The sequence below is a fragment of the Bacillus sp. 1021 genome (genome assembly GCF_014534735.1).
GTDB classification, from domain to species: Bacteria; Bacillota; Bacilli; order Bacillales; family Bacillaceae; genus Bacillus; species Bacillus siamensis.
The window spans coordinates 206,959-226,452 of the sequence record NZ_JACVSR010000001.1; the positions used below are offsets into that span (position 1 = coordinate 206,959).

A 19,494-nucleotide genomic window follows, 5' to 3' on the forward strand; every position below is an offset into this window, starting at 1 on the left:
CCAGACGGGGCGCCTTTTTTTATTGCAATTTCTCCAGCTGATCCTGAAATTGGTGCAGCTGCTGACGTTCTGCATCCGTCGAATTGGCGTACGCGGAAGACACGGCATTTTTGGCGCGTGAGACAGCTTTTTCCCGGTCGCCGTCTTCGAAACCATTAGCAATCATGACAGCCTGCTGGACAAATGACTTGGCTTGAGAGAACAGTTCGTTTCTCATTAAAAGTCAACCTGTCTTTCGGCTGCGTCTTTTGCTGCATCATGCTGTGCTTCCTCTAATGTAGACCGATATGGAAATCTTGCGTCATGAAGACTGACAGAGTCCTTGCCTTGCTGAATAAACCGTTTTGATTTGTTTCGTTTACCCATTGCAATGTCCCCCTTCCATATTTAGACGAGATGAGTCGTCTGTTTTAGTATGGGCGGAAGGCTTCGGGTTATGAGCGGGAAAATCTCATAGGGAGAAATAGGATTTTAAAAACCCGGCGATTCCGTCCGCTTCATTTGAACCCGTGACGCGGTCAGCAGCCTGTTTGACTTCATCTGTGCCGTTTCCCATCGCGACGCCGCACCCGGCGAACCGGAGCATTTCAAGATCGTTGTCTTCGTCGCCGAACGCGATGATCCGTTCTCTCGGCACTTGGTAATAGTCGCTGATTTTCTTCAATCCGACCGCTTTATTCATCCCGTGTTTAATAATTTCAATCACATGCCACGGAGCTGCCCATCTTCTGTGGTCAATGACCTCGGCGTGCACATCGGATAAATGCGCGCGTATGTCCGCCACGTCCTCTTCCTTCGCGTGAATCAATACGGACGTCACATCCTCTTTGACCGTTTCACGCAGATCACCGAACGTGACATTCGCCGTATTCATATGAAACGCCTCGATTAAATGCTCATCATGATAATGAAAATACACATCATCAATGACCTCAGCGAGCACATTATGTATTTGATAGGTTTCTGTAAGTTCGGCAAGCTGTCTGACCACATCGACAGATAAAGACGTATGGTAGCGTCCCCATGACTCGTCTTTCGGATGGTGGACAAACGCCCCGTTAAAATTGACAATCGGTGTTGTCAGCCCAAGCTCGTCATAATACATCGAACTGGAACGGAAAGGGCGGCCGGTTGAGATGCAGACATGATGGCCCGCTTCTTTCAGCGTCTGAATCGTCCGTGCTGTTTCAGGGGAAATGGTTTTATCATCTTTTAATAATGTTCCATCCAGATCTAAGGCGATGAGATAAGGTTTTGTCTCCATAAATAACTCCTTTTGTCATATGATTTGCTGTTTTTATCTTATGTACAGTGTAGCTTTTTACCATCTTTATTGTCTACATGTTACACTTATGATTATGGTTATCCTAAGGAGGGAGTCACGTGATTCTTATTGATCATCAAACCGTATCAGGCATTCCGTTTTTACATATTGTAAAAGAAGAAAATCGGGACCGTCCCGCTCCCCTTGTTTTCTTTATTCACGGTTTTACAAGCGCGAAGGAGCATAATCTTCATTTCGCTTACCTGCTTGCTGAAAAGGGCTTCAGAGCCGTGCTGCCGGAAGCTCTTTACCACGGTGAACGCGCTGAACAGCTGTCAGCGGAAGAGCTCGCTGTCCATTTTTGGGACATTGTATTAAATGAAATCGAGGAGCTTGACGTGCTGAAAAAGGATTTTGAAACGCGCGGTCTGATTGAAGACGGGCGGATCGGTCTTGCGGGCACGTCAATGGGCGGGATAACGACATTCGGCGCGATGGCTGCGTATGATTGGGTCAAAGCCGGGGTCAGTCTGATGGGAAGCCCGAACTACACGGCATTTTTTCAGCAGCAGATTGACCACATTCAAAAGCAGAATATCGACATTGACGTCACAAAAGAACAGGTCGATGAACTGTTTGCGCGGCTCAAACCGTTTGATCTCAGCCTGGAACCGGAAAAACTCCGCAGTCGCCCGCTGTTGTTCTGGCACGGCGTTCAGGACAAAGTCGTACCGTATGCACCGACCAGAGGCTTTTATGAGGCGATTAAACCGCATTACAGCAGCCGGCCGGAGCATCTTCAGTTTCTGAAAGACGAACGGGCTGATCATAAAGTCCCGAGATACGCCGTTTTAGAAACCGTCGCCTGGTTCGATAAGCATTTATAAAGCACAAAGGTGTTAACAAAAGCCGTTTTTACGTTATACTGAGGAAAAAGGAGTGATGGAACGTGGAAGAAGCATTAAAAGAAAACATCATGGGCGCCTTGGAGCAGGTCGTTGACCCTGAGCTCGGCGTCGATATCGTCAACCTCGGCCTCGTATACGACGTCGATATGGATGACGACGGCCTGACGCACGTTACAATGACACTGACATCAATGGGGTGCCCGCTCGCTCCGATCATCGTCGACGAGGTGAAAAAAGCGCTCGCTGACATTCCGGATGTAAAAGAGACGGAGGTTCACATCGTCTGGAATCCGCCGTGGACGAGAGACAAAATGTCACGCTACGCGAAAATCGCATTAGGGATTCAGTAATAAGAAAATGCACCCCGGATTTTAGGTACACCCTAAAGTTTGGAGGTGCTTTTCTTTTGTCTGCATAAAACCTTTATATATAAAACGTCATATGGGGTTTATCTTTTTTGTAATAAGACAGTCTGTCTTGGAGTGTGCCTGTATGGAATTCAAATTTATGTCCATCGGGATCAGTAAAATAAATTGATTTTTGATCCTGCTGATCTCTGGGCCGTCCGTTTAATATATTTACATTTAGATTTTCTAACCTTTGATGTATTGCATCAAAATCGCTTGGATCAATTGAAAAAGCCGTATGTGTGTAGGATTTATGTATTTCATTTCTTGGAATATCTGCCTCTAAGTTCAGCGCAAGCCAAAGCCCATTCAGATCAAAATATGCTGTTTTTTGCCCTTTAACCAGGAGCTGTGCATGAAATACTTTTTCATAAAATTCTATGGATTTTTCCAAATTTGAAACAGAAAAAAGAAGATGATTGATTCCTTTTATGTTCACGTTCCCACCTCATTTAACATGTTTATTATATATAAAGAGTATATACCCACTAAAAAAATTTTCGGCGGTCGCTGCAGGCCGGCGTGCGGAAAAAAGGACAAATCACTAAAAAACTCCGAGTGTTCCAGCATTCGGGGTTTTTTTCGGTATCGGGATAAAAAGGAAAAAAGAGGGCGGAAGTCGTGATATAATAGACCGGCTGTACGCGAGGGAGGAACATATGAAGAAAAAAATACTTCTCATTATCCTTAGCATCCTAGTTTATACGGCGCTGTTCGCTGTTTCTGTCTTCCACAAAGAGCGGCATCAGCAGGCGGAAACAATGACGGATGTCAGCCGTCTCATGCCGGTGAAAATTAAGCAGACGGTCAAAGGAAAAGAGAAAGAAACATTGGTCGAAACGATTAAGGAAGCAAAGAGAAAGCATCTGAAGATTTCGATCGCAGGCGCCCAGCACTCAATGGGCGGCCAGACGTATTATGAAGACGGTATCGTTCTCGACATGACGGGGTACAACAAAATACTCGGTCTCGACCGAAAGAAAAAAATCATCAGAGTGCAGGCGGGGGCGACGTGGAATGATATTCAGCGGTATGTCAATCCGTACGGGCTCGCGGTAAAGGTCATGCAGTCGCAAAATATTTTTACGATCGGAGGCTCACTGAGCGCCAACGCTCACGGCCGGGATATCCGGTACGGTTCGCTGATTGATACGGTTAAATCGTTTCATCTTTTAAAGGCGGACGGCAAAATCGTTACGGTCACCCCGAAAGATGACCTGTTTTCAGCCGTCATCGGCGGGTACGGCCTGTTCGGTGTGATTCTTGACGCAGATATTGAGCTGACAGATGATGAGCTGTACGAAATGAAAACGAAACGCATGAACGCTGATACATACAGTCAATATTTTACCCGGCATGTACAGCACAATCCTGCCGTGCGCATGCATCTTGCGCGGATCACAACAGGGGATAAAGGCTTTTTGCGCGATATGTATGTGACTGATTACACGCTCTCAGACAATCAGACTGAATTAAAGCAGCACAATGACCTGAAAGAAGATGAGCATCCGGCGCTGACGAAATTCGCGCTCGGCCTCTCCCGCCGGTATGACTGGGGAAGAAATTGGCTCTGGTCGGCCCAGCAGTCTTATTTTCTCAGCCAAAACGGCGTGAAAATCTCCAGAAATAATGTCATGAGGTCAGAATCGAAATTTTTGGAATATGAAAACACGGACAACACCGACGTGCTTCAGGAATACTTCGTGCCTGTCGGCGAATTTGCGCCGTACATTCATGATTTGCGCACGGCGCTGTCACACGAAGATCTCAATCTCGTAAATATTACGATCCGCTACGTGCAAAAAAATGAAAAAGCCGACCTGTCATATGCAAAGGATGATATGTTTTCGCTCGTTCTATTAATCAATGAAGGGTTTTCAAAAGACAGTCAGGCGAGTGCGGCGCGGATCGTCAGAAAAATGACGGACACGGCATTGCGCCACGGCGGCAGCTATTATCTGCCGTATATGCTGTACCAAACGAAAGAGCAGATGCGCGAGGCGTATCCGAAGACCGACATGTTCTTTCAGAAAAAGCGCAAGTATGATCCGGATGACTTATTTATGAATTATTTTTATCAGAGGTACAAATCATGAAACACAATCATTTAAAATGGCTGATCCTGTCTCAGAGCAGTGTCTTTTTTGCCGGCAGCCTGATCTTTCCTTTTTATATTTTATTCATTAAAAACATCGGTTCCAGCTACACGCAATTCGGTCTGTCATACGGCTTGTTCGGCCTGAGCGGCGCTTTGATTCATCCGCTGCTCGGCCGGCTGTCGGCAAGACTTGATCCCCGCTGGTTCCTTATGGCGAATTCGTGGGGCATGGCAGTGCTTCTCCTGACGCTTCCGCACATCACCGGCGTGCACCAGGTTTATGTTGTGCAGGTGCTTTTGGGCCTGTTCGGCGCCATGCAAAAACACGGCGAAAAAATAGTGATCGCCGATTACACCGACGGCGGGGAGCGGGGGAAAAAAGTCGGCAGCTACCATTTTTGGACGGCCGTATTTTCTGCTGCCGCCATCATTCTGGGCGGCTTTCTCGCTGACTTCTTTACGGTTCACATTATTTTTTACGCAAGCTCTGTGCTGTTTTTTATAAGCGGTTTTATGATGCTGAAGAAAACAGGCTGATTGAATCAGCCTGTTTTTTTGTCGGCAAAAACAGATGGAAAATGAATAAAAAATATTAAATATACAATTGAATTAATTTTTATTCATGTTATAATGTTAAATAATTTCACAAAAACCAAGAAGGTGAACCCGTTGAAAATTGGTATTATAGGCGCAACTGGCTATGGAGGCGCCGAACTTGTCAGGATTCTTAACCATCACCCTTATACAGATAATTGTATATTATATTCATCGAGCGATGAAGGAAAGGCATATGATGCTTCATATCCGCATTTGAGAAATATAGCGCCGCAATCACTTCAGCCGCTTCATATAGAAACGATTCGCAACGAAATTGATGTGATGTTCATAGCCGCGCCGCCCGGCGTTTCCGGAGAGTGGTCGCCGAAGCTGGCGGAGGCAGGCATTCCGGTCATTGATCTTTCCGGCGATCTGCGGATTCAAAACCCGGCCGTGTATGAAAAGTGGTATAAGCGGCAGGCTGCTCCGGAAGAAACGATTCAAAACGCGGTTTACGGTTTAGCCGAACTGCAAAAAGAAGAAATTCAGAATGCAAAGCTGATTGCCAATCCGGGGTGTTTTCCGACGGCTGTGCTTCTCGGGCTCGCTCCGCTGGCGAAAAATAAGCTTTTACAAGATTCATTTCTGATTGTTGATGCGAAGACAGGCGTATCCGGCGCCGGCCGAAAAGCTTCCATGGGCACTCATTATTCTGAGCTGAATGATAATTTCAAAATTTATAAGGTTAATGAGCATCAGCACACTCCGGAAATTGAACAGCAATTGGCGGCATGGCAGCCCGGCACAGGTCCGATCACGTTTTCCGCTCATTTGGCGCCGATGACAAGGGGCATTATGGCGACGATGTATACCGACGCCCCTCCGGGAATGTCTTCTGCACAATTAAGAGAGTTTTATTCCGAATTTTACAAAGATTCATATTTTGTCAGAATCAGGCCGGAAGGTGAATTCCCGGCGACGAAAGAAGTGTACGGCAGCAACTTTTGTGACATCAGTGTCACTGTGGATGAACGAACAAACCGCGTGACCATCGTTTCTGTCATAGATAATCTGATGAAAGGCGCCGCCGGGCAGGCGGTTCAAAATTTAAATATCATGAATGGCTGGCAGGAAGAAACGGGACTTATGATGACGCCAGTCTATCCATAGAACGAAAGAGGGATTCAAAAATATGATTCAGCTGAGTGAGAAAATCACGAAAATCAAAGGCGGCGTATCTTCGCCGAAAGGGTTTGAGGCAAAGGGCGTCCACTGCGGGCTGCGCTATTCAAAAAAAGATCTCGGGGCGATTATCAGCGAGACGCCTGCAGTCAGTGCAGCGGTATATACGCAGAGCCATTTTCAGGCAGCACCCTTGAAAGTGACGCAAGAGAGCTTGAAAAAAGAGGCCGTGCTTCAGGCTGTTATTGTCAACAGCGCGATTGCCAACGCCTGTACGGGAGACCAAGGTTTAAAGGACGCTTATGAAATGCGGGACGGATTCGCAAGCCAGCTCGGGATTGAGCCGGAGCTTGTTGCGGTTTCATCAACCGGGGTGATCGGCGAGCTGTTAGACATGGAAAAAATTCAGGCGGGCATTGAGCAGCTCGGTCAAGCGCCTGCAGTGTCCGGAGCTTTTGAAGAAGCCATTTTGACGACGGATACAGTGACGAAACAGACGTGTTATGAACTGGTGATCGGCGGAGACATCATCACGATCGGCGGAGCGGCGAAAGGCTCCGGCATGATCCACCCCAACATGGCGACAATGCTCGGCTTTGTCACAACGGATGCGGCCGTGGAAGAACAGGCACTCAAAAACGCGCTCAGAGAGATCACGGATGTTTCATTTAACCAAATCACCGTTGACGGAGAAACATCGACGAATGATATGGTGCTCGTGATGGCGAATGGCTGCGCGGGGAATGATTGTCTGACGGAGCAGCATTCCGACTGGCCGGCTTTTAAAAAGGGGCTGAAGCTTGTATGCGAAGACCTTGCCAAAGATATTGCCAGAGACGGTGAAGGAGCGACGAAATTAATTGAAGCCAAAGTCGAAGGCGCGAAAAATAATCTTGAAGCGAATATCATCGCCAAAAAAATCGTCGGTTCAAGCCTTGTGAAAACCGCCGTTTACGGCACTGATGCCAACTGGGGTCGCATCGTCGGCGCAATCGGGCACAGTGCGGCAAGCGTAACGGCCGAACAAGTGGAAGTTTTCCTCGGCGGTCAGTGTCTGTTTAAACACAACGAACCTCAGCCGTTTTCAGAGACTGACGCCAAGGAGTACTTATCAGGTGATGAAATTACGATCGCAGTCCGCCTGCAAGAAGGCGCCGGCAGCGGCCGGGCATGGGGCTGTGACTTAACCTATGACTATATCAAAATCAATGCGAGCTATCGCACATAACAAAGGGGAGCGGCATGAAGAAAACCATTGTTTTTAAGTGCGGCGGCAGCGTGATCCGCGAGTTATCCGCCGCTTTTTTTCAAAATGTAAAAGAGCTTATGCAATCGGGCTGGAACATTGCCGTCGTGCATGGCGGCGGTCCGGAAATTTCACAAATGCTGAAAACATTGCAAATTGAAACGGAATTTGTCGATGGGCAGCGGAAAACGACCAAACCGGTGCTGGAAACAGCCGAAATGGTCTTGTCAGGAACGGTCAATAAATTTTTCGTAACCGAACTCGCGAAAAACGGGCTGAAAGCTGCGGGAATCTCAGGAAAGGACGGCGGTCTCCTTCAAGCATCCTATCTTGATCAAGACAAATACGGAGAAGTCGGTGAAATCCAAAAAACCGATCCGTCCATTATTCAAGCACTAATGAAAGAAGGCATCATACCCGTTATCGCTCCGCTTTCCATGACAAGTGATTTCGAAACGCTGAACGTCAACGCAGACGCAGCAGCTTCGGCCGTCGCTTCAGCCTTACAAGCGGATAAACTTTTATTTGTCACGGATGTCGAAGGAATTATGGATGGAGAGAACCGACTGGATACTTTGACGCCGCGGGAGATTCAGACCCTCATCGATGGCGGTGTCATTTCGGGAGGGATGATTCCGAAGGTGAAGTCGGCATTATCGGCACTGAGTGAAGATGTCGCGGAAGTCATGATCGTAAATGGAAAAGGAGCGTTTTTCACCGATCAAGCCTTCCAAGGGACAAAAATCGTCAAGGAAAAGGAGAGCGTGTCATGAGCAGTTTATTTCAAACCTACAGCCGCTGGCCTATTGATATCAAAAAAGCGAAAGGGACAATCGCAGAGGATGTAAACGGAAAAACGTATCTGGATTTTATTCAGGGCATCGCCGTTTCCAATCTCGGCCATTGTCATGATGCGGTGACAGAAGCGGTCAAAGAACAGCTTGACAGCGTATGGCACGTTTCCAATCTGTTTGAAAATGACCTTCAGGAAAAAGCCGCGGCAAAGCTTGCCGAACATAGCGCGGGGGACCTTGTTTTCTTCTGCAACAGCGGGGCTGAAGCGAATGAAGGCGCCATTAAGCTTGCCCGTAAAGCAACGGGAAAAACAAAAATCGTGACATTCCGGCAATCCTTTCACGGACGGACATATGCGGGAATGGCCGCCACCGGACAAGACAAAATCAAAACCGGTTTCGGACCGATGCTCCATGGATTTCACTATCTTCCGTTTAATGATCCGTCAGCATTCAGCACGCTTTCAAAAGAGGATGATATCGCCGCCGTCATGCTTGAGATGGTGCAGGGAGAAGGGGGAGTCCATCCCGCTGACCCGGAATTCATCGAAGCCTTACAGACGTTTTGCAAAGACAGACAGGCGCTGGTTATCATAGACGAGATTCAAACCGGAATCGGCCGGACGGGGAAAGCATTCGGCTATGAGCATTTCGGCATCTCTCCGGACATCATCACCGTTGCGAAAGGGCTTGGAAACGGTTTTCCCGTCGGGGCCGTGATCGGCAAAAAGAAGCTTGGCGAAGCCTTCACGCCGGGTACGCATGGTACGACTTTCGGCGGCAATAAGCTTGCCATGGCAGCCGTGAATGCAACCTTGGACATTGTGTTTCAGCCGGACTTTCTCCAGGCTGCGGCCGGCAAAGGCTCTTTTTTAAAAGACCGGCTGAAAAGTGAGCTGACAGGGCCTTTTGTAAAAGATATCCGCGGAAAAGGGCTATTAATCGGCATTGAATGCGCAGGTTCCGTTTCCAGCATTATCGGAGACCTGCAGGAACGCGGACTTCTCGTGCTTCCGGCCGGACCGAATGTCATCAGGCTGCTCCCTCCGCTTACGGTTTCTGAAGAGGAAATGCTCTCGGCCGTCAGTATGCTGAAAGCAGCGATAGAAGCGCATACCGCAGTGAAACGATAATTTTTTTCGCTATAAGAGTATAAAAATTCATGTTTTTAATTAATTATTCATCAAGAGGTGGGCTTTAGATGAAAGGTTATTTAGTATTGGAAGACGGAACATCATTCGGCGGTGATCTTGAAAAAGAAGCATGCTGCGTTGGCGAAGCAGTTTTTTTCACCGGAATGACGGGTTATCAGGAAGTGCTTACGGACCCGTCATATAAGGGCCAGATCATTGTTTTTACGTATCCGCTGATCGGAAACTACGGAATTAATGAAAAAGACCTTGAGAGTAAGATTCCTCAAGTCAAGGCCGTTGTCGTGTATGAAGCGTGTGAACATTTTTCTCACCATGAAGCAGTCTCAAGTTTGAGAGAGTATTTAAATAAATGGAACATCCCGCTTTTAACCGAAGTGGACACACGGGCCGTCGTCAAAACCATCCGCTCCGGCGGCACGATGAATGCTGCCGTGTCAACAACAGAAGAAGTTCCGGCGGCATCCGGAACAGAAAACCCGGCTGAGCTGGCGCAGGCCGAAGAGATCACCTCTATGGGGGACGGAGACCGGCATATTGCGCTGATTGATTTCGGTTATAAAAAATCAATCGCTTCGTCGCTTGTAAAGCGCGGCTGTAAAGTAACAGTCGTTCCGTATCACCAGATGAACGCCGTTTATGATATTCGGCCTGACGGAATCGTGCTTTCAAACGGACCTGGGGACCCGAAAGCGATTGCTCCGTACATGGACCGGATTAAGGCTTTACTGAATGCTTTCCCCGCACTCGGCATTTGTCTCGGACATCAGCTGATTGCCCTCGCTTTCGGAGGGAATACGTATAAACTGCCGTTCGGGCACAGGGGAGCCAACCATCCCGTTATTGACCGGAAAACGAAACGGGTGTTTATGACAAGCCAGAACCACAGCTACGTCGTCGATGAAGCATCAATTGACCAAAATGAGCTGTCGATCAGATTCCATCATGTCAATGACACATCAGTGGAAGGACTCATTCACAGCCGCCTTCCCGTATTAAGCGTACAGTTCCACCCTGAAGCTCATCCCGGACCGGCTGAGAGCGAGTGGATATTTGATGAATTTCTAGAGAAAGTGATACCAGCAAGGAGAGAAATCGCTCATGCCTAAAGATACAACCATTTCCAGCATATTAGTCATCGGCTCAGGCCCGATCATCATCGGCCAGGCGGCTGAATTTGATTATTCAGGAACGCAGGGATGCATGGCTCTGAAAGAAGAAGGATACCGTGTTATTCTCGTCAACAACAATCCGGCAACAATTATGACGGATGAGGCGTTTGCTGATGAAATTTATTTTGAACCGCTCACGACCGAAAGCATCGAAGCCATCATTGAAAAAGAAAAACCGGACGGCCTCCTTGCCAATTTGGGTGGCCAGACGGCGTTGAATTTAGCTGTTAAGCTTGAAGAAGCAGGCGTGCTGAAGAAGCATAATGTCAAGCTTTTAGGAACATCAGTGGAGACCATTCAAAAAGGCGAAGACCGGGAGCGGTTCCGGGCCCTGATGAAGGAGCTCGACCAGCCCGTTCCGGAAAGCGAAATCGTCGACAACGAAGAAGATGCCCTCCGCTTCGCTGAGTCTATCGGATTTCCGGTTATTCTGAGACCGGCGTATACGTTAGGCGGAAAGGGAGGCGGAATCGCGAAAACGAAAGAAGCGTTTCAGACGCTGATTAAACAGGCACTGTTGGCAAGCCCGATCAGCCAATGCCTCGTCGAAAAAAGCATCGCCGGTTTTAAAGAAATCGAATATGAGGTCATGCGTGACAGAAATCATACATGCATCACCGTCTGCAACATGGAAAACATTGATCCCGTCGGCGTGCATACAGGAGACTCGATCGTAGTCGCGCCGTCCCAGACGTTAACGGATGAAGAATATCAGATGCTGCGTTCGGCAAGTTTGGCGATTATTTCAGCACTGGATGTGGTCGGCGGCTGCAACATTCAATTTGCGCTGGATCCGTTCAGCAAACAGTACTATGTCATTGAAGTGAACCCGCGTGTCAGCCGCTCTTCAGCTCTCGCGTCAAAAGCGACCGGCTATCCGATTGCCAAAATGGCGGCGAAACTTGCTGTCGGCTATACGCTTGATGAACTGAAAAATCCGCTGACGGGCTCTACTTATGCAAGCTTTGAACCGGCGCTGGATTATGTCATCGTCAAGTTCCCGCGCTGGCCGTTTGATAAATTTAAACATGCCGACCGCACGCTCGGAACGAAGATGAAAGCGACGGGAGAGGTCATGGCGATCGAAAGAAATATGGAAGCGGCCATTCAAAAAGCGGCGGCCTCCCTTGAGCTGAAAACGATCGGCACCCGCCTTCCTGAACTCGGCGGCTTTACGGTCAATCAGCTGTGGGACTTAGCGGTAACGCCGGATGACCGGAGATTCTTCGTCGTCATGGAACTGTTAAGCCGCGGTGTAACGATAGAAAACATTCATTCTAAAACGAAAATTGACCCGTTTTTCCTTCATGTATTCCGAAATATCATCACATTGGAAAACAAGCTGATGGAAGAAGGAGATCATCTGTCTGTCCCGCTTTTAAAGCAGGCGAAGGTAAAAGGCTTCACGGACGTCATGATCGCGTCTCTTACGGGAAAAACGGAAGAAGACATCCGCGCTCTCAGAAAGAAAGCAGATATCGTCCCGTCGTTTAAAATCGTAGATACATGCGCCGCTGAATTTGATGCCAAGACCAATTATTTCTACTCCACCTATCTCGGAGAAAGCGACGGAGATATCAGCCGAAAAGAGAAAAAACGGGCGCTCATTATAGGATCAGGCCCGATCCGTATCGGTCAGGGAGTGGAATTTGACTACAGCGCAGTCCACGGCGTCCTGACCCTGCAAAAGCTGGGCTATGAAACGATTATGATCAATAACAATCCGGAAACGGTAAGCACCGATTACGAAATTGCCGACAGGCTCTATTTTGAACCGCTGACATCAGAGCATATTTTAAACGTGGCGGAACATGAAAACATTGATTTTGCCATCGTCCAGTTTGGGGGACAGACCGCTATCAATGCCGCTGAATCACTGGAAAAAGCGGGCATTCAGCTGCTCGGAACATCTTTTAGAACCCTGGATGCGCTGGAGGATCGGGATCTGTTTTATCGGCTGCTTGATGAGCTTGATCTGAAACATGCCGAAGGGGAAACGGCTTATACGAAAGAAGAAGCCGCGGAAAAAGCAAGCCGCATCGGGTATCCCGTGCTGATCCGTCCGTCTTATGTCATCGGGGGGATGGGCATGATCATCGTGGATTCAGAAGCGCAGCTGTCAGACCTGCTGGAAAAAGAAGCGGGCATGCCGTATCCGATTTTGATCGACCAATACATTACAGGAAAAGAATTGGAGATTGATCTGATTTCCGACGGACATGAAGTATTCGTTCCGACTTATACAGAACACATTGAACGGGCCGGCGTCCATTCGGGCGACAGTTTTGCGATTCTGCCGGGTCCGTCCGTCACACTTGATATGCAGCGGGATATAAAAAAGGCTGCCGAAAAAATTGCGGTAAAACTGGGTTTCAAAGGCATTATGAACATTCAGTTTGTCATTGATGACAAAGGGGATATTCTCGTTCTTGAAGTGAATCCGCGGGCAAGCCGCACGGTTCCTGTCGTATCTAAGGTGATGGGAGTGCCGATGATCCCGCTTGCCGCCAGACTGCTGGCCGGCGCTTCCCTTAAAGACCTCAACCCCGAGGTTCAAAATCAGCATGGAACGGCTGTGAAATTCCCGGTATTTTCTTCTCATGCCATTCAGGATGTTGACGTAAAGCCGGGACCGGAAATGAAGTCGACAGGAGAAGGGATGTGTGTCGCGTTTGACGCAGAAAGCGCCCTGAAAAAAATCTACGCGCATGTCTGGGAGAAAAAAGGAAGCGTCTATCTGGAAGGCGGAGATGAGGAACTGGCACGGCAGGCTCAAGCGGCGGGATTCACCGTGTGCAAAGACTCTTTTGAGGCCTGGGCGGATCGGAAGGATAAAGCGGTCCATATTAATTTCAATCATTCTGAAGAAGCGCGCAAACAGCGGATTGAAGCCATGACGCATGGCGTGACGGTCTTTACTGAACCGGAAACCGCAAAGGCATTTTTAGCAAGCGGCTCCGGCAAACCTCAGCCTGTATCGCTTAAAGATCTTTATCAAAAGGATGTGGCATCATGCACACAGTAAAAGCGGAACATACTTTAACCCATTTGTACGGCAAAGATTTTCTTTCCTTGAAGGATTTCAGCCCTTCTGACATTAACGGGCTTCTGACAGAAGCTTCATTATTAAAACAGCATCCGATACAGCCGATTTTTCAAGGAAAAACATTGGCGATGATTTTTGAAAAATCTTCAACCCGCACGCGTGTATCCTTTGAAGCGGGCATGGCTCAGCTCGGAGGAACAGGACTATTTCTTTCAAGCAGCGACCTGCAGCTTGGACGGGGAGAGACGGTCGCGGATACGGCGAAGGTGCTGTCCGGATTCGTTGATGCCATTATGATCCGCACCTTTGAGCATGAAAAAGTCGAAGAACTTGCCGAGCATGCACACATTCCCGTCATAAACGGGCTGACCGACCGGTACCACCCGTGTCAGGCACTCGCGGATCTGTTAACGATACAAGAAATAAAAGGAAAACTGAAAGGTGTAAAAGTCGCCTATATCGGTGACGGAAATAATGTGGCGCATTCACTTATGATCGGATGCGCAAAAATGGGCTGTGACATTGCGATTGCTTCCCCGAAAGGCTATGAAGTAGAGGAAGAGGCGGTAAATGCCGCAAAAGAAGCTGGGGCTGTTTCCGGAGCGGAGATCATCCTTACCGAAAATCCGCAGGAAGCGGTGCGGGATGCAGACGTGATTTACTCCGACGTCTTTACGAGCATGGGGCAGGAAGAAGAGATGCAGCAGCGGCTGAACGTGTTTGCCCCGTACCAAGTCAACGCCTCACTCGTCAGTCTCGCCAAACCTGACTATACCTTTTTGCACTGTCTGCCCGCGCATCGGGAGGAAGAGGTCACGTCCGAGATAATTGACGGCCCGAACTCTGCGGTATTCCAGCAGGCGGAAAACCGGCTTCACGCGCAAAAAGCGCTCTTGAAAGTTCTTCTTTACAAACAGGATGAACAAAAAAACCGCTGAGCCTCATTCAGCGGTTTTTTAATATTTTCCCGTATACAAGCGCATACTACATGAAAAAGAAAAAGGAGGAAATGACGTGGGACAGCAGCATCAATTCCGACCGGGACAAAAAGCGCCGAATAACGGTGTGTACGTTGAAATCGGCGAAACGGGAAGTATGGTCAAAAATCCGCAAAAAATCAAGCTTACAGCGGGAGAAATGTTTCCTGAGACTTCAAATCACAACAGATTATGGACATATCAACGAAAACCGTGAACACAAAAAAACCTGCTGAATAGCAGGTTTTTTTAATTAATGCTGGCTTGCATCCTGTTTGACAGGCATGACTTCCGCAAGAACAAACACAAGCACCGCGATAACCACGGCGATAACTGATGATTGCTTGAAGTTGTATGCCGCGCTGTTCATGGAGGCGATCAAATAACAGGCCATATGTGTTAAAAGGAACGTCCAAATAAAACCGATAACTAACCGCACGTTTCCACCTCGTCCTTCATTTTATTCTACGTTGTATCATACCATACATAAGGCGCGGGCGGAAGGTCAATTTCGCATCAAAAAGCCCCGCCCTAAAACTGACTTTTTCCCGCCTGTCCGGCCATCTGACAGAAAATACGGTCCCCGCACCGGTATAATAGCCAAAACATAGAAGCAACTAGGGGTTTAACTGATCCGTTTTCATTCTTCTTACATATGATAGCCAATAGAGAAACTAGGAGTAAAAGGAGGCGGAAAGGCATGGGGATAACGGAAAGATTTTTCCAACTCGGATCTGAGCTGAACGTCATCCATCTGCCGTATCGGCCGAACGGCTTCTGTATCTTTATTCTTGGGGACAGAACTCACTTTGTCAGCGGGGATTCAAGCTTTTGGCTCGAACATGAAGGGAGAAACCAGCTGCTAAATACGCTGCGTGACAGAGGTTATACAATCTTCAACAGCAATTTATACGGCAGGCACTGGGGATCGGAAAAAGCCGCCGCTTACGCCAGGCAGCTGATTCATTATGTGCTGAAACAAGAAACCCTCAACCCGAAGATACACTTGCTTGCAGAAGGCATGGGCGCTCTCATCGCCGATCAACTGCTGCAATCTTCGCCGGAGCATATCCGTTCAGCAGCAATGTTAGATCCTTGTCTTGACCTTCAAGCCCATTTTGAATCAGAGAAAGAAAATAAGTTTTTTTATAAGCAGTTTCTGAGAGAAACGGCTCAAAGCTTCGGTGTTTCTGAAAAAGAGGCAAGCTCGCTGACCTATCAGACCATCACCGGCTGCCGCACCAGCGTGCCGGTACATATATGGCAAAGAACGACCGGAGCGCCGTATCCGTATACCCTGCATGCGAACGCATATAAAGAAGCCCGGGAAAAGACCGGATGCAAGACTGATATCACGTATCACATGCTTGAGAATCCGGCGAGGATGTACAGAGCCGTCTGCCGCTTTTTCCGCAGTCATGAAAAAGACCTGTAGTGAATAGTATACAACAGCCATCTCTTTTCAGAGGGCTGTTTGGCTTGTACGTGAATGAAAAACCGGAAAGGCGGCATATGCGATGAAGACAGCGCTGATCATTGGAGCAGATGAATTTCTCGGCCTTTCATTATGCGAACGGATGATGGATGAAGGTGTGCATGTTGATGTCATTTTGGATGAGCCGGAGGACAAAACGAGGCAGCTGTATTTAGAAGAACGTTTAATGTGGCTCGGGAGAAACGGGCTTTTTCAAATCATAGATGAAATCGGTGATAAGGAATACGATCGAATCTGCGTTCAATACGGGAGCGGATGTCTGCCTGAAGACAGAACGGAGCCTTTATATTGGATTGTTTACAACGAGGATCACGGAGACTGGGAAAAAAACGGCCAGCGGGACACGGTTAAAACGATTATTCTTCCGCCGCTTTACGGCCCGTGGACGGAAGCGAAAGAAGATGGCGAAAGCAGGGTCTTTTTAGAAGACGCAGTCTGCGATCTGATGAATAAGCTTCAGGCGGACGTCACAGAGGACGAAAATCAGGTTATTACCCTGGAAATAATAGAAAAAACGCAAAAAACAGAAGCGGAAGAAAAAATTCAAGAGTGGAAAAGACAATTTTCATCAACATTCGACAATTTTTAAGAAATACCTTCCATGTTATGTGCATTACCGCTACAATAAATGTATATCAATTATACATGTTATGAGTAAAAAAGGGGTTGAACACGGCTTGATCACCAGGCTTGTCATGGTCTTTTCTGTCCTCCTTTTATTGAGCGGATGCGCACAAGCTCCGTTTAAAGGGAAAATTGAGAAGGTCGGAATGCTTTTTCCCGATACCATCAGTGACCTGGTATGGGGCACAAAAGGTTACAAAGGTTTATTAGCGATACAATCTGAATTTAACGTTGACGTTTATTATAAAGAAAATATCAGATCTGATGAAGATATTTTAAAAGCGATAGATGATTTGCATAAAAAAGGAGTCAATCTTTTATACGGGCACGGAAATGAATACGAGGAAATCTTCAATATGATCAGTAAGGATTATCCCGACATGGAATTCGTCGTCGCAAACGGAACGGCGAAAAACGATAATGTCACAAGCGTTCATCTTATGGGAGAAGCGATGGGCTTTTTTGGGGGAATGACGGCCGCCCATATGTCAAAAACGAATGAGGTCGGCGTCATCGCCTCGTTTTTATGGCAGCCTGAGGTAGACGGCTTTATTAAAGGAGCAAAATATGAAAAGCCCGATATCACCGTCAATACTGAATTTACGGACCATTGGGATAACGGCAATGAAGCACTGCATCTTTATAAGAAGTTAAAAGCAGAAGGCACGGATGTTGTATATCCGGCCGGAGACGGGTATAATGTTCCTGTCATTCAGCAAATTAAAAAAGACGGGCTTTACGCCATCGGCTATGTCGCCGAGCAATCGAACCTGGGCAAAAACACGGTGCTGACAAGCACCGTGCAAAATGTAGACAAAGCCTATACAATAATCGCCGAGCAATATAATAACGGCACGCTCAAGAGCGGAGATCACGACTTCGATTTCAGGGAAGGAGTCGTTGAAATGGGGACGTTCAGCCCTCTGGTGGACAAAGCATTTCAAGACAAAATCTCAGACCTTGTAAAAACGTATAACCGAACAAATGAACTGCCGTCAAATGAATAGAGGTGGATACACATGCAGCATGAAAAGTCTCTTGAATTTATGCAGATCGCAATGAAATACCTGCCGGAAGCAAAGGCGGAGCTTGAGAAATCCGGCATTGATCTGTCTATGGAAATGATTCAGCCGTTTATGGATCTATTTACATCGGTCATGGCGGAAGCGTATGAGCTTGGCAGATCTGATGCCGGAGAGCTGAATAAATAAAGAGAGCCACTTTTTCATGAAGTGGCTTTTCACATGATTTTTTTCTTTATAGCGGATACCATCGATCCAAGCCCAAGGTCTTTAAATACTGGCTTTAATTGATCCAGGGAGTTCATGATGGAACCGAGCTGATTCATGACGTGATTGTAATCGATCTCCTGCTCTTCGTTTTCTTTCTGAGGCTGCTCCGGGTTTTCTTCCGGTTCTTTATCCCGGTCCCCGGAATTGCCGAACATCATTTTAGTGAAAATATCCATAATAAAGCCTCCTTTCATCTTCCTTTTATACTATGAAGATCAGGAGCCGATAGTTTAGACGAATATATTGCCAACAGAAAAAAAATAGGGTAGAATTAGTACCTGATACTAATAATTGATCATAACTAATTAGTTTTAAATTCATTATAAAAAGGAGTATTTCCTATGAAAGCTGGAATTCTTGGTGTCGGCCGTTACATCCCGGAAAAAGTGCTGACAAATCATGATCTTGAACAAATGGTAGATACATCGGACGAGTGGATTCGTACGAGAACAGGTATAGAAGAAAGAAGAATCGCCGCTGAAGATATGTATTCATCCGGCATGGCCGCTGAGGCTGCGCAAAAAGCGCTTGATCAGGCGGGCATTTCCGCTGAGGAGCTTGATATGATCCTCGTGGCGACGGTCACTCCCGACCAGTCTTTCCCTACCGTATCCTGTATGATACAAGAAAAGCTCGGGGCCAAAAAAGCGTGCGCGATGGATATCAGCGCCGCATGTGCGGGTTTTATGTATGGTATCGTAACCGCCAAACAATTCATTGAATCGCAAACATACAAACATGTCCTTGTGGTCGGAGTCGAAAAGCTTTCAAGCATTACTGACTGGGAAGACCGCAATACGGCTGTTCTGTTCGGGGACGGGGCCGGAGCGGCTGTCATCGGACCGGTCAGCGACGACAGAGGCATACTGTCATTTGAGCTCGGAGCAGACGGTACAGGCGGTCAGCACTTGTACTTAGATGAAAAAGGGCATACAATCATGCATGGAAGAGAAGTATTCAAATTCGCCGTCCGGCAAATGGGTGAATCAAGTGTAAATGTCATTGAAAAAGCCGGTCTTTCCAAAGAGGACGTAGACTTTTTGATTCCCCATCAGGCAAACATCCGCATTATGGAAGCGGCACGGGAACGTTTGGAGCTTCCGGTTGAAAAGATGTCTAAAACAGTCCATAAATATGGAAACACATCCGCAGCATCCATTCCGATTTCATTAGTAGAGGAACTGGAAGCAGGTAAAATTAAAGACGGCGATGTCATCGTCATGGTCGGTTTCGGCGGAGGATTGACATGGGGCGCCATAGCGGTGCGCTGGGGACGATAGAAAAAAGGTGAGGTGCACACA

At 47.5% G+C, this 19,494-nt stretch carries 23 protein-coding genes; 17 read left to right on the top strand and 6 right to left on the bottom strand.

Translation table 11 applies throughout. The features are described 5' to 3' along the window. Positions 1–19: 19 nt before the first annotated feature. The 3 genes from ICW23_RS01095 to ICW23_RS01105 all read right to left on the bottom strand — a co-directional run bounded on the left by ICW23_RS01095 (position 20) and on the right by ICW23_RS01105 (position 1,264). A complete protein-coding gene (locus ICW23_RS01095) occupies positions 20–217 on the bottom strand; it encodes a DUF3813 domain-containing protein (RefSeq protein WP_013351795.1) in 198 nt (65 codons plus the stop codon). Continuing rightward, positions 217–366, bottom strand: coding sequence for a hypothetical protein (locus ICW23_RS01100; RefSeq protein WP_016938265.1), 150 nt, complete (start codon positions 364–366; stop codon positions 217–219). Before ICW23_RS01100 ends, ICW23_RS01095 begins: the two co-directional genes overlap by 1 nt. Positions 367–451: 85 nt before the next feature. Further along, a complete protein-coding gene (locus ICW23_RS01105; protein ID WP_045925313.1) occupies positions 452–1,264 on the bottom strand; it encodes a Cof-type HAD-IIB family hydrolase in 813 nt (270 codons plus the stop codon). A 119-nt stretch (positions 1,265–1,383) separates the two neighbouring features. Here ICW23_RS01105 and ICW23_RS01110 point away from each other — a divergent pair, with 119 nt between their 5' ends. Next, positions 1,384–2,151, top strand: a complete 768-nt coding sequence (locus tag ICW23_RS01110; protein WP_045925314.1) for a prolyl oligopeptidase family serine peptidase — start codon at positions 1,384–1,386, stop codon at positions 2,149–2,151. 62 nt (positions 2,152–2,213) lie between these two features. After that, the gene (locus tag ICW23_RS01115; protein ID WP_003155088.1) at positions 2,214–2,522 is read left to right on the top strand and encodes a metal-sulfur cluster assembly factor; all 309 of its coding nucleotides are present in this window, start codon (positions 2,214–2,216) and stop codon (positions 2,520–2,522) included. A gap of 73 nt (positions 2,523–2,595) precedes the next feature. Here ICW23_RS01115 and fosM read toward each other — a convergent pair whose 3' ends face one another. After that, on the bottom strand, positions 2,596–3,018 hold the full coding sequence (gene fosM, locus ICW23_RS01120; RefSeq protein WP_016938262.1) for a FosM family fosfomycin resistance protein: 423 nt from the start codon (positions 3,016–3,018) through the stop codon (positions 2,596–2,598). A 220-nt stretch (positions 3,019–3,238) separates the two neighbouring features. Between fosM and ICW23_RS01125 the strand changes: the two genes are divergently transcribed. The 10 genes from ICW23_RS01125 to ICW23_RS01170 all read left to right on the top strand — a co-directional run bounded on the left by ICW23_RS01125 (position 3,239) and on the right by ICW23_RS01170 (position 14,999). Next, a complete protein-coding gene (locus tag ICW23_RS01125; RefSeq protein ID WP_188153892.1) occupies positions 3,239–4,675 on the top strand; it encodes an FAD-binding oxidoreductase in 1,437 nt (478 codons plus the stop codon). Continuing rightward, positions 4,672–5,214 carry an MFS transporter gene (locus ICW23_RS01130; protein WP_095240958.1) on the top strand — a complete coding sequence of 181 codons (543 nt, stop codon included), beginning with the start codon at positions 4,672–4,674 and terminating at the stop codon, positions 5,212–5,214. The genes ICW23_RS01125 and ICW23_RS01130 overlap by 4 nt, the downstream gene beginning before the upstream one ends. 132 nt (positions 5,215–5,346) lie before the next feature. Then, the gene (gene argC, locus ICW23_RS01135; RefSeq protein ID WP_095240957.1) at positions 5,347–6,384 is read left to right on the top strand and encodes an N-acetyl-gamma-glutamyl-phosphate reductase; all 1,038 of its coding nucleotides are present in this window, start codon (positions 5,347–5,349) and stop codon (positions 6,382–6,384) included. Positions 6,385–6,406: 22 nt separating this feature from the next. After that, positions 6,407–7,624: a bifunctional ornithine acetyltransferase/N-acetylglutamate synthase gene (argJ, locus tag ICW23_RS01140; protein WP_016938258.1), complete on the top strand. Its 1,218-nt coding sequence runs from the start codon at positions 6,407–6,409 to the stop codon at positions 7,622–7,624. Between the two features lie 14 nt (positions 7,625–7,638). Further along, positions 7,639–8,415: an acetylglutamate kinase gene (gene argB / locus ICW23_RS01145; protein WP_188153893.1), complete on the top strand. Its 777-nt coding sequence runs from the start codon at positions 7,639–7,641 to the stop codon at positions 8,413–8,415. Then, the gene (locus ICW23_RS01150; RefSeq protein ID WP_188153894.1) at positions 8,412–9,569 is read left to right on the top strand and encodes an acetylornithine transaminase; all 1,158 of its coding nucleotides are present in this window, start codon (positions 8,412–8,414) and stop codon (positions 9,567–9,569) included. The genes argB and ICW23_RS01150 overlap by 4 nt, the downstream gene beginning before the upstream one ends. 68 nt (positions 9,570–9,637) lie before the next feature. Then, entirely contained in the window at positions 9,638–10,696 is a 1,059-nt protein-coding gene (locus ICW23_RS01155) for a carbamoyl phosphate synthase small subunit (RefSeq protein WP_188153895.1), read from the top strand. Beyond that, positions 10,689–13,784 (top strand): carbamoyl-phosphate synthase (glutamine-hydrolyzing) large subunit, encoded by a 3,096-nt coding sequence (locus ICW23_RS01160; RefSeq protein WP_188153896.1) that lies wholly within the window; start codon positions 10,689–10,691, stop codon positions 13,782–13,784. The genes ICW23_RS01155 and ICW23_RS01160 overlap by 8 nt, the downstream gene beginning before the upstream one ends. Then, complete coding sequence (argF, locus tag ICW23_RS01165) at positions 13,772–14,743, top strand: ornithine carbamoyltransferase (protein ID WP_188153897.1); 972 nt, start codon at positions 13,772–13,774, stop codon at positions 14,741–14,743. Before ICW23_RS01160 ends, argF begins: the two co-directional genes overlap by 13 nt. Positions 14,744–14,819: 76 nt before the next feature. Further along, positions 14,820–14,999 carry a YjzC family protein gene (locus tag ICW23_RS01170; RefSeq protein WP_016938252.1) on the top strand — a complete coding sequence of 60 codons (180 nt, stop codon included), beginning with the start codon at positions 14,820–14,822 and terminating at the stop codon, positions 14,997–14,999. Positions 15,000–15,035: 36 nt separating this feature from the next. On the opposite strand, the gene ICW23_RS01175 is transcribed toward ICW23_RS01170, so the two are convergent. Beyond that, a complete protein-coding gene (locus ICW23_RS01175; RefSeq protein WP_016938251.1) occupies positions 15,036–15,221 on the bottom strand; it encodes a YjzD family protein in 186 nt (61 codons plus the stop codon). A gap of 261 nt (positions 15,222–15,482) precedes the next feature. Here ICW23_RS01175 and ICW23_RS01180 point away from each other — a divergent pair, with 261 nt between their 5' ends. From ICW23_RS01180 to ICW23_RS01195, 4 genes are all read left to right on the top strand, one after another. Further along, positions 15,483–16,217 (top strand): lipase family protein, encoded by a 735-nt coding sequence (locus ICW23_RS01180; protein WP_064777821.1) that lies wholly within the window; start codon positions 15,483–15,485, stop codon positions 16,215–16,217. A gap of 82 nt (positions 16,218–16,299) precedes the next feature. Continuing rightward, complete coding sequence (locus ICW23_RS01185; protein WP_188153898.1) at positions 16,300–16,866, top strand: hypothetical protein; 567 nt, start codon at positions 16,300–16,302, stop codon at positions 16,864–16,866. 88 nt (positions 16,867–16,954) lie between these two features. Continuing rightward, complete coding sequence (locus ICW23_RS01190; RefSeq protein WP_045925324.1) at positions 16,955–17,908, top strand: BMP family ABC transporter substrate-binding protein; 954 nt, start codon at positions 16,955–16,957, stop codon at positions 17,906–17,908. A 12-nt stretch (positions 17,909–17,920) separates the two neighbouring features. Then, positions 17,921–18,112 (top strand): ComZ family protein, encoded by a 192-nt coding sequence (locus ICW23_RS01195; RefSeq protein ID WP_003155061.1) that lies wholly within the window; start codon positions 17,921–17,923, stop codon positions 18,110–18,112. A 29-nt stretch (positions 18,113–18,141) separates the two neighbouring features. Here ICW23_RS01195 and ICW23_RS01200 read toward each other — a convergent pair whose 3' ends face one another. Further along, positions 18,142–18,369 (bottom strand): hypothetical protein, encoded by a 228-nt coding sequence (locus tag ICW23_RS01200; protein ID WP_016938247.1) that lies wholly within the window; start codon positions 18,367–18,369, stop codon positions 18,142–18,144. A gap of 165 nt (positions 18,370–18,534) precedes the next feature. Here ICW23_RS01200 and ICW23_RS01205 point away from each other — a divergent pair, with 165 nt between their 5' ends. Next, on the top strand, positions 18,535–19,473 hold the full coding sequence (locus ICW23_RS01205) for a beta-ketoacyl-ACP synthase III (RefSeq protein WP_016938246.1): 939 nt from the start codon (positions 18,535–18,537) through the stop codon (positions 19,471–19,473). Positions 19,474–19,494 lie beyond the last annotated feature (21 nt).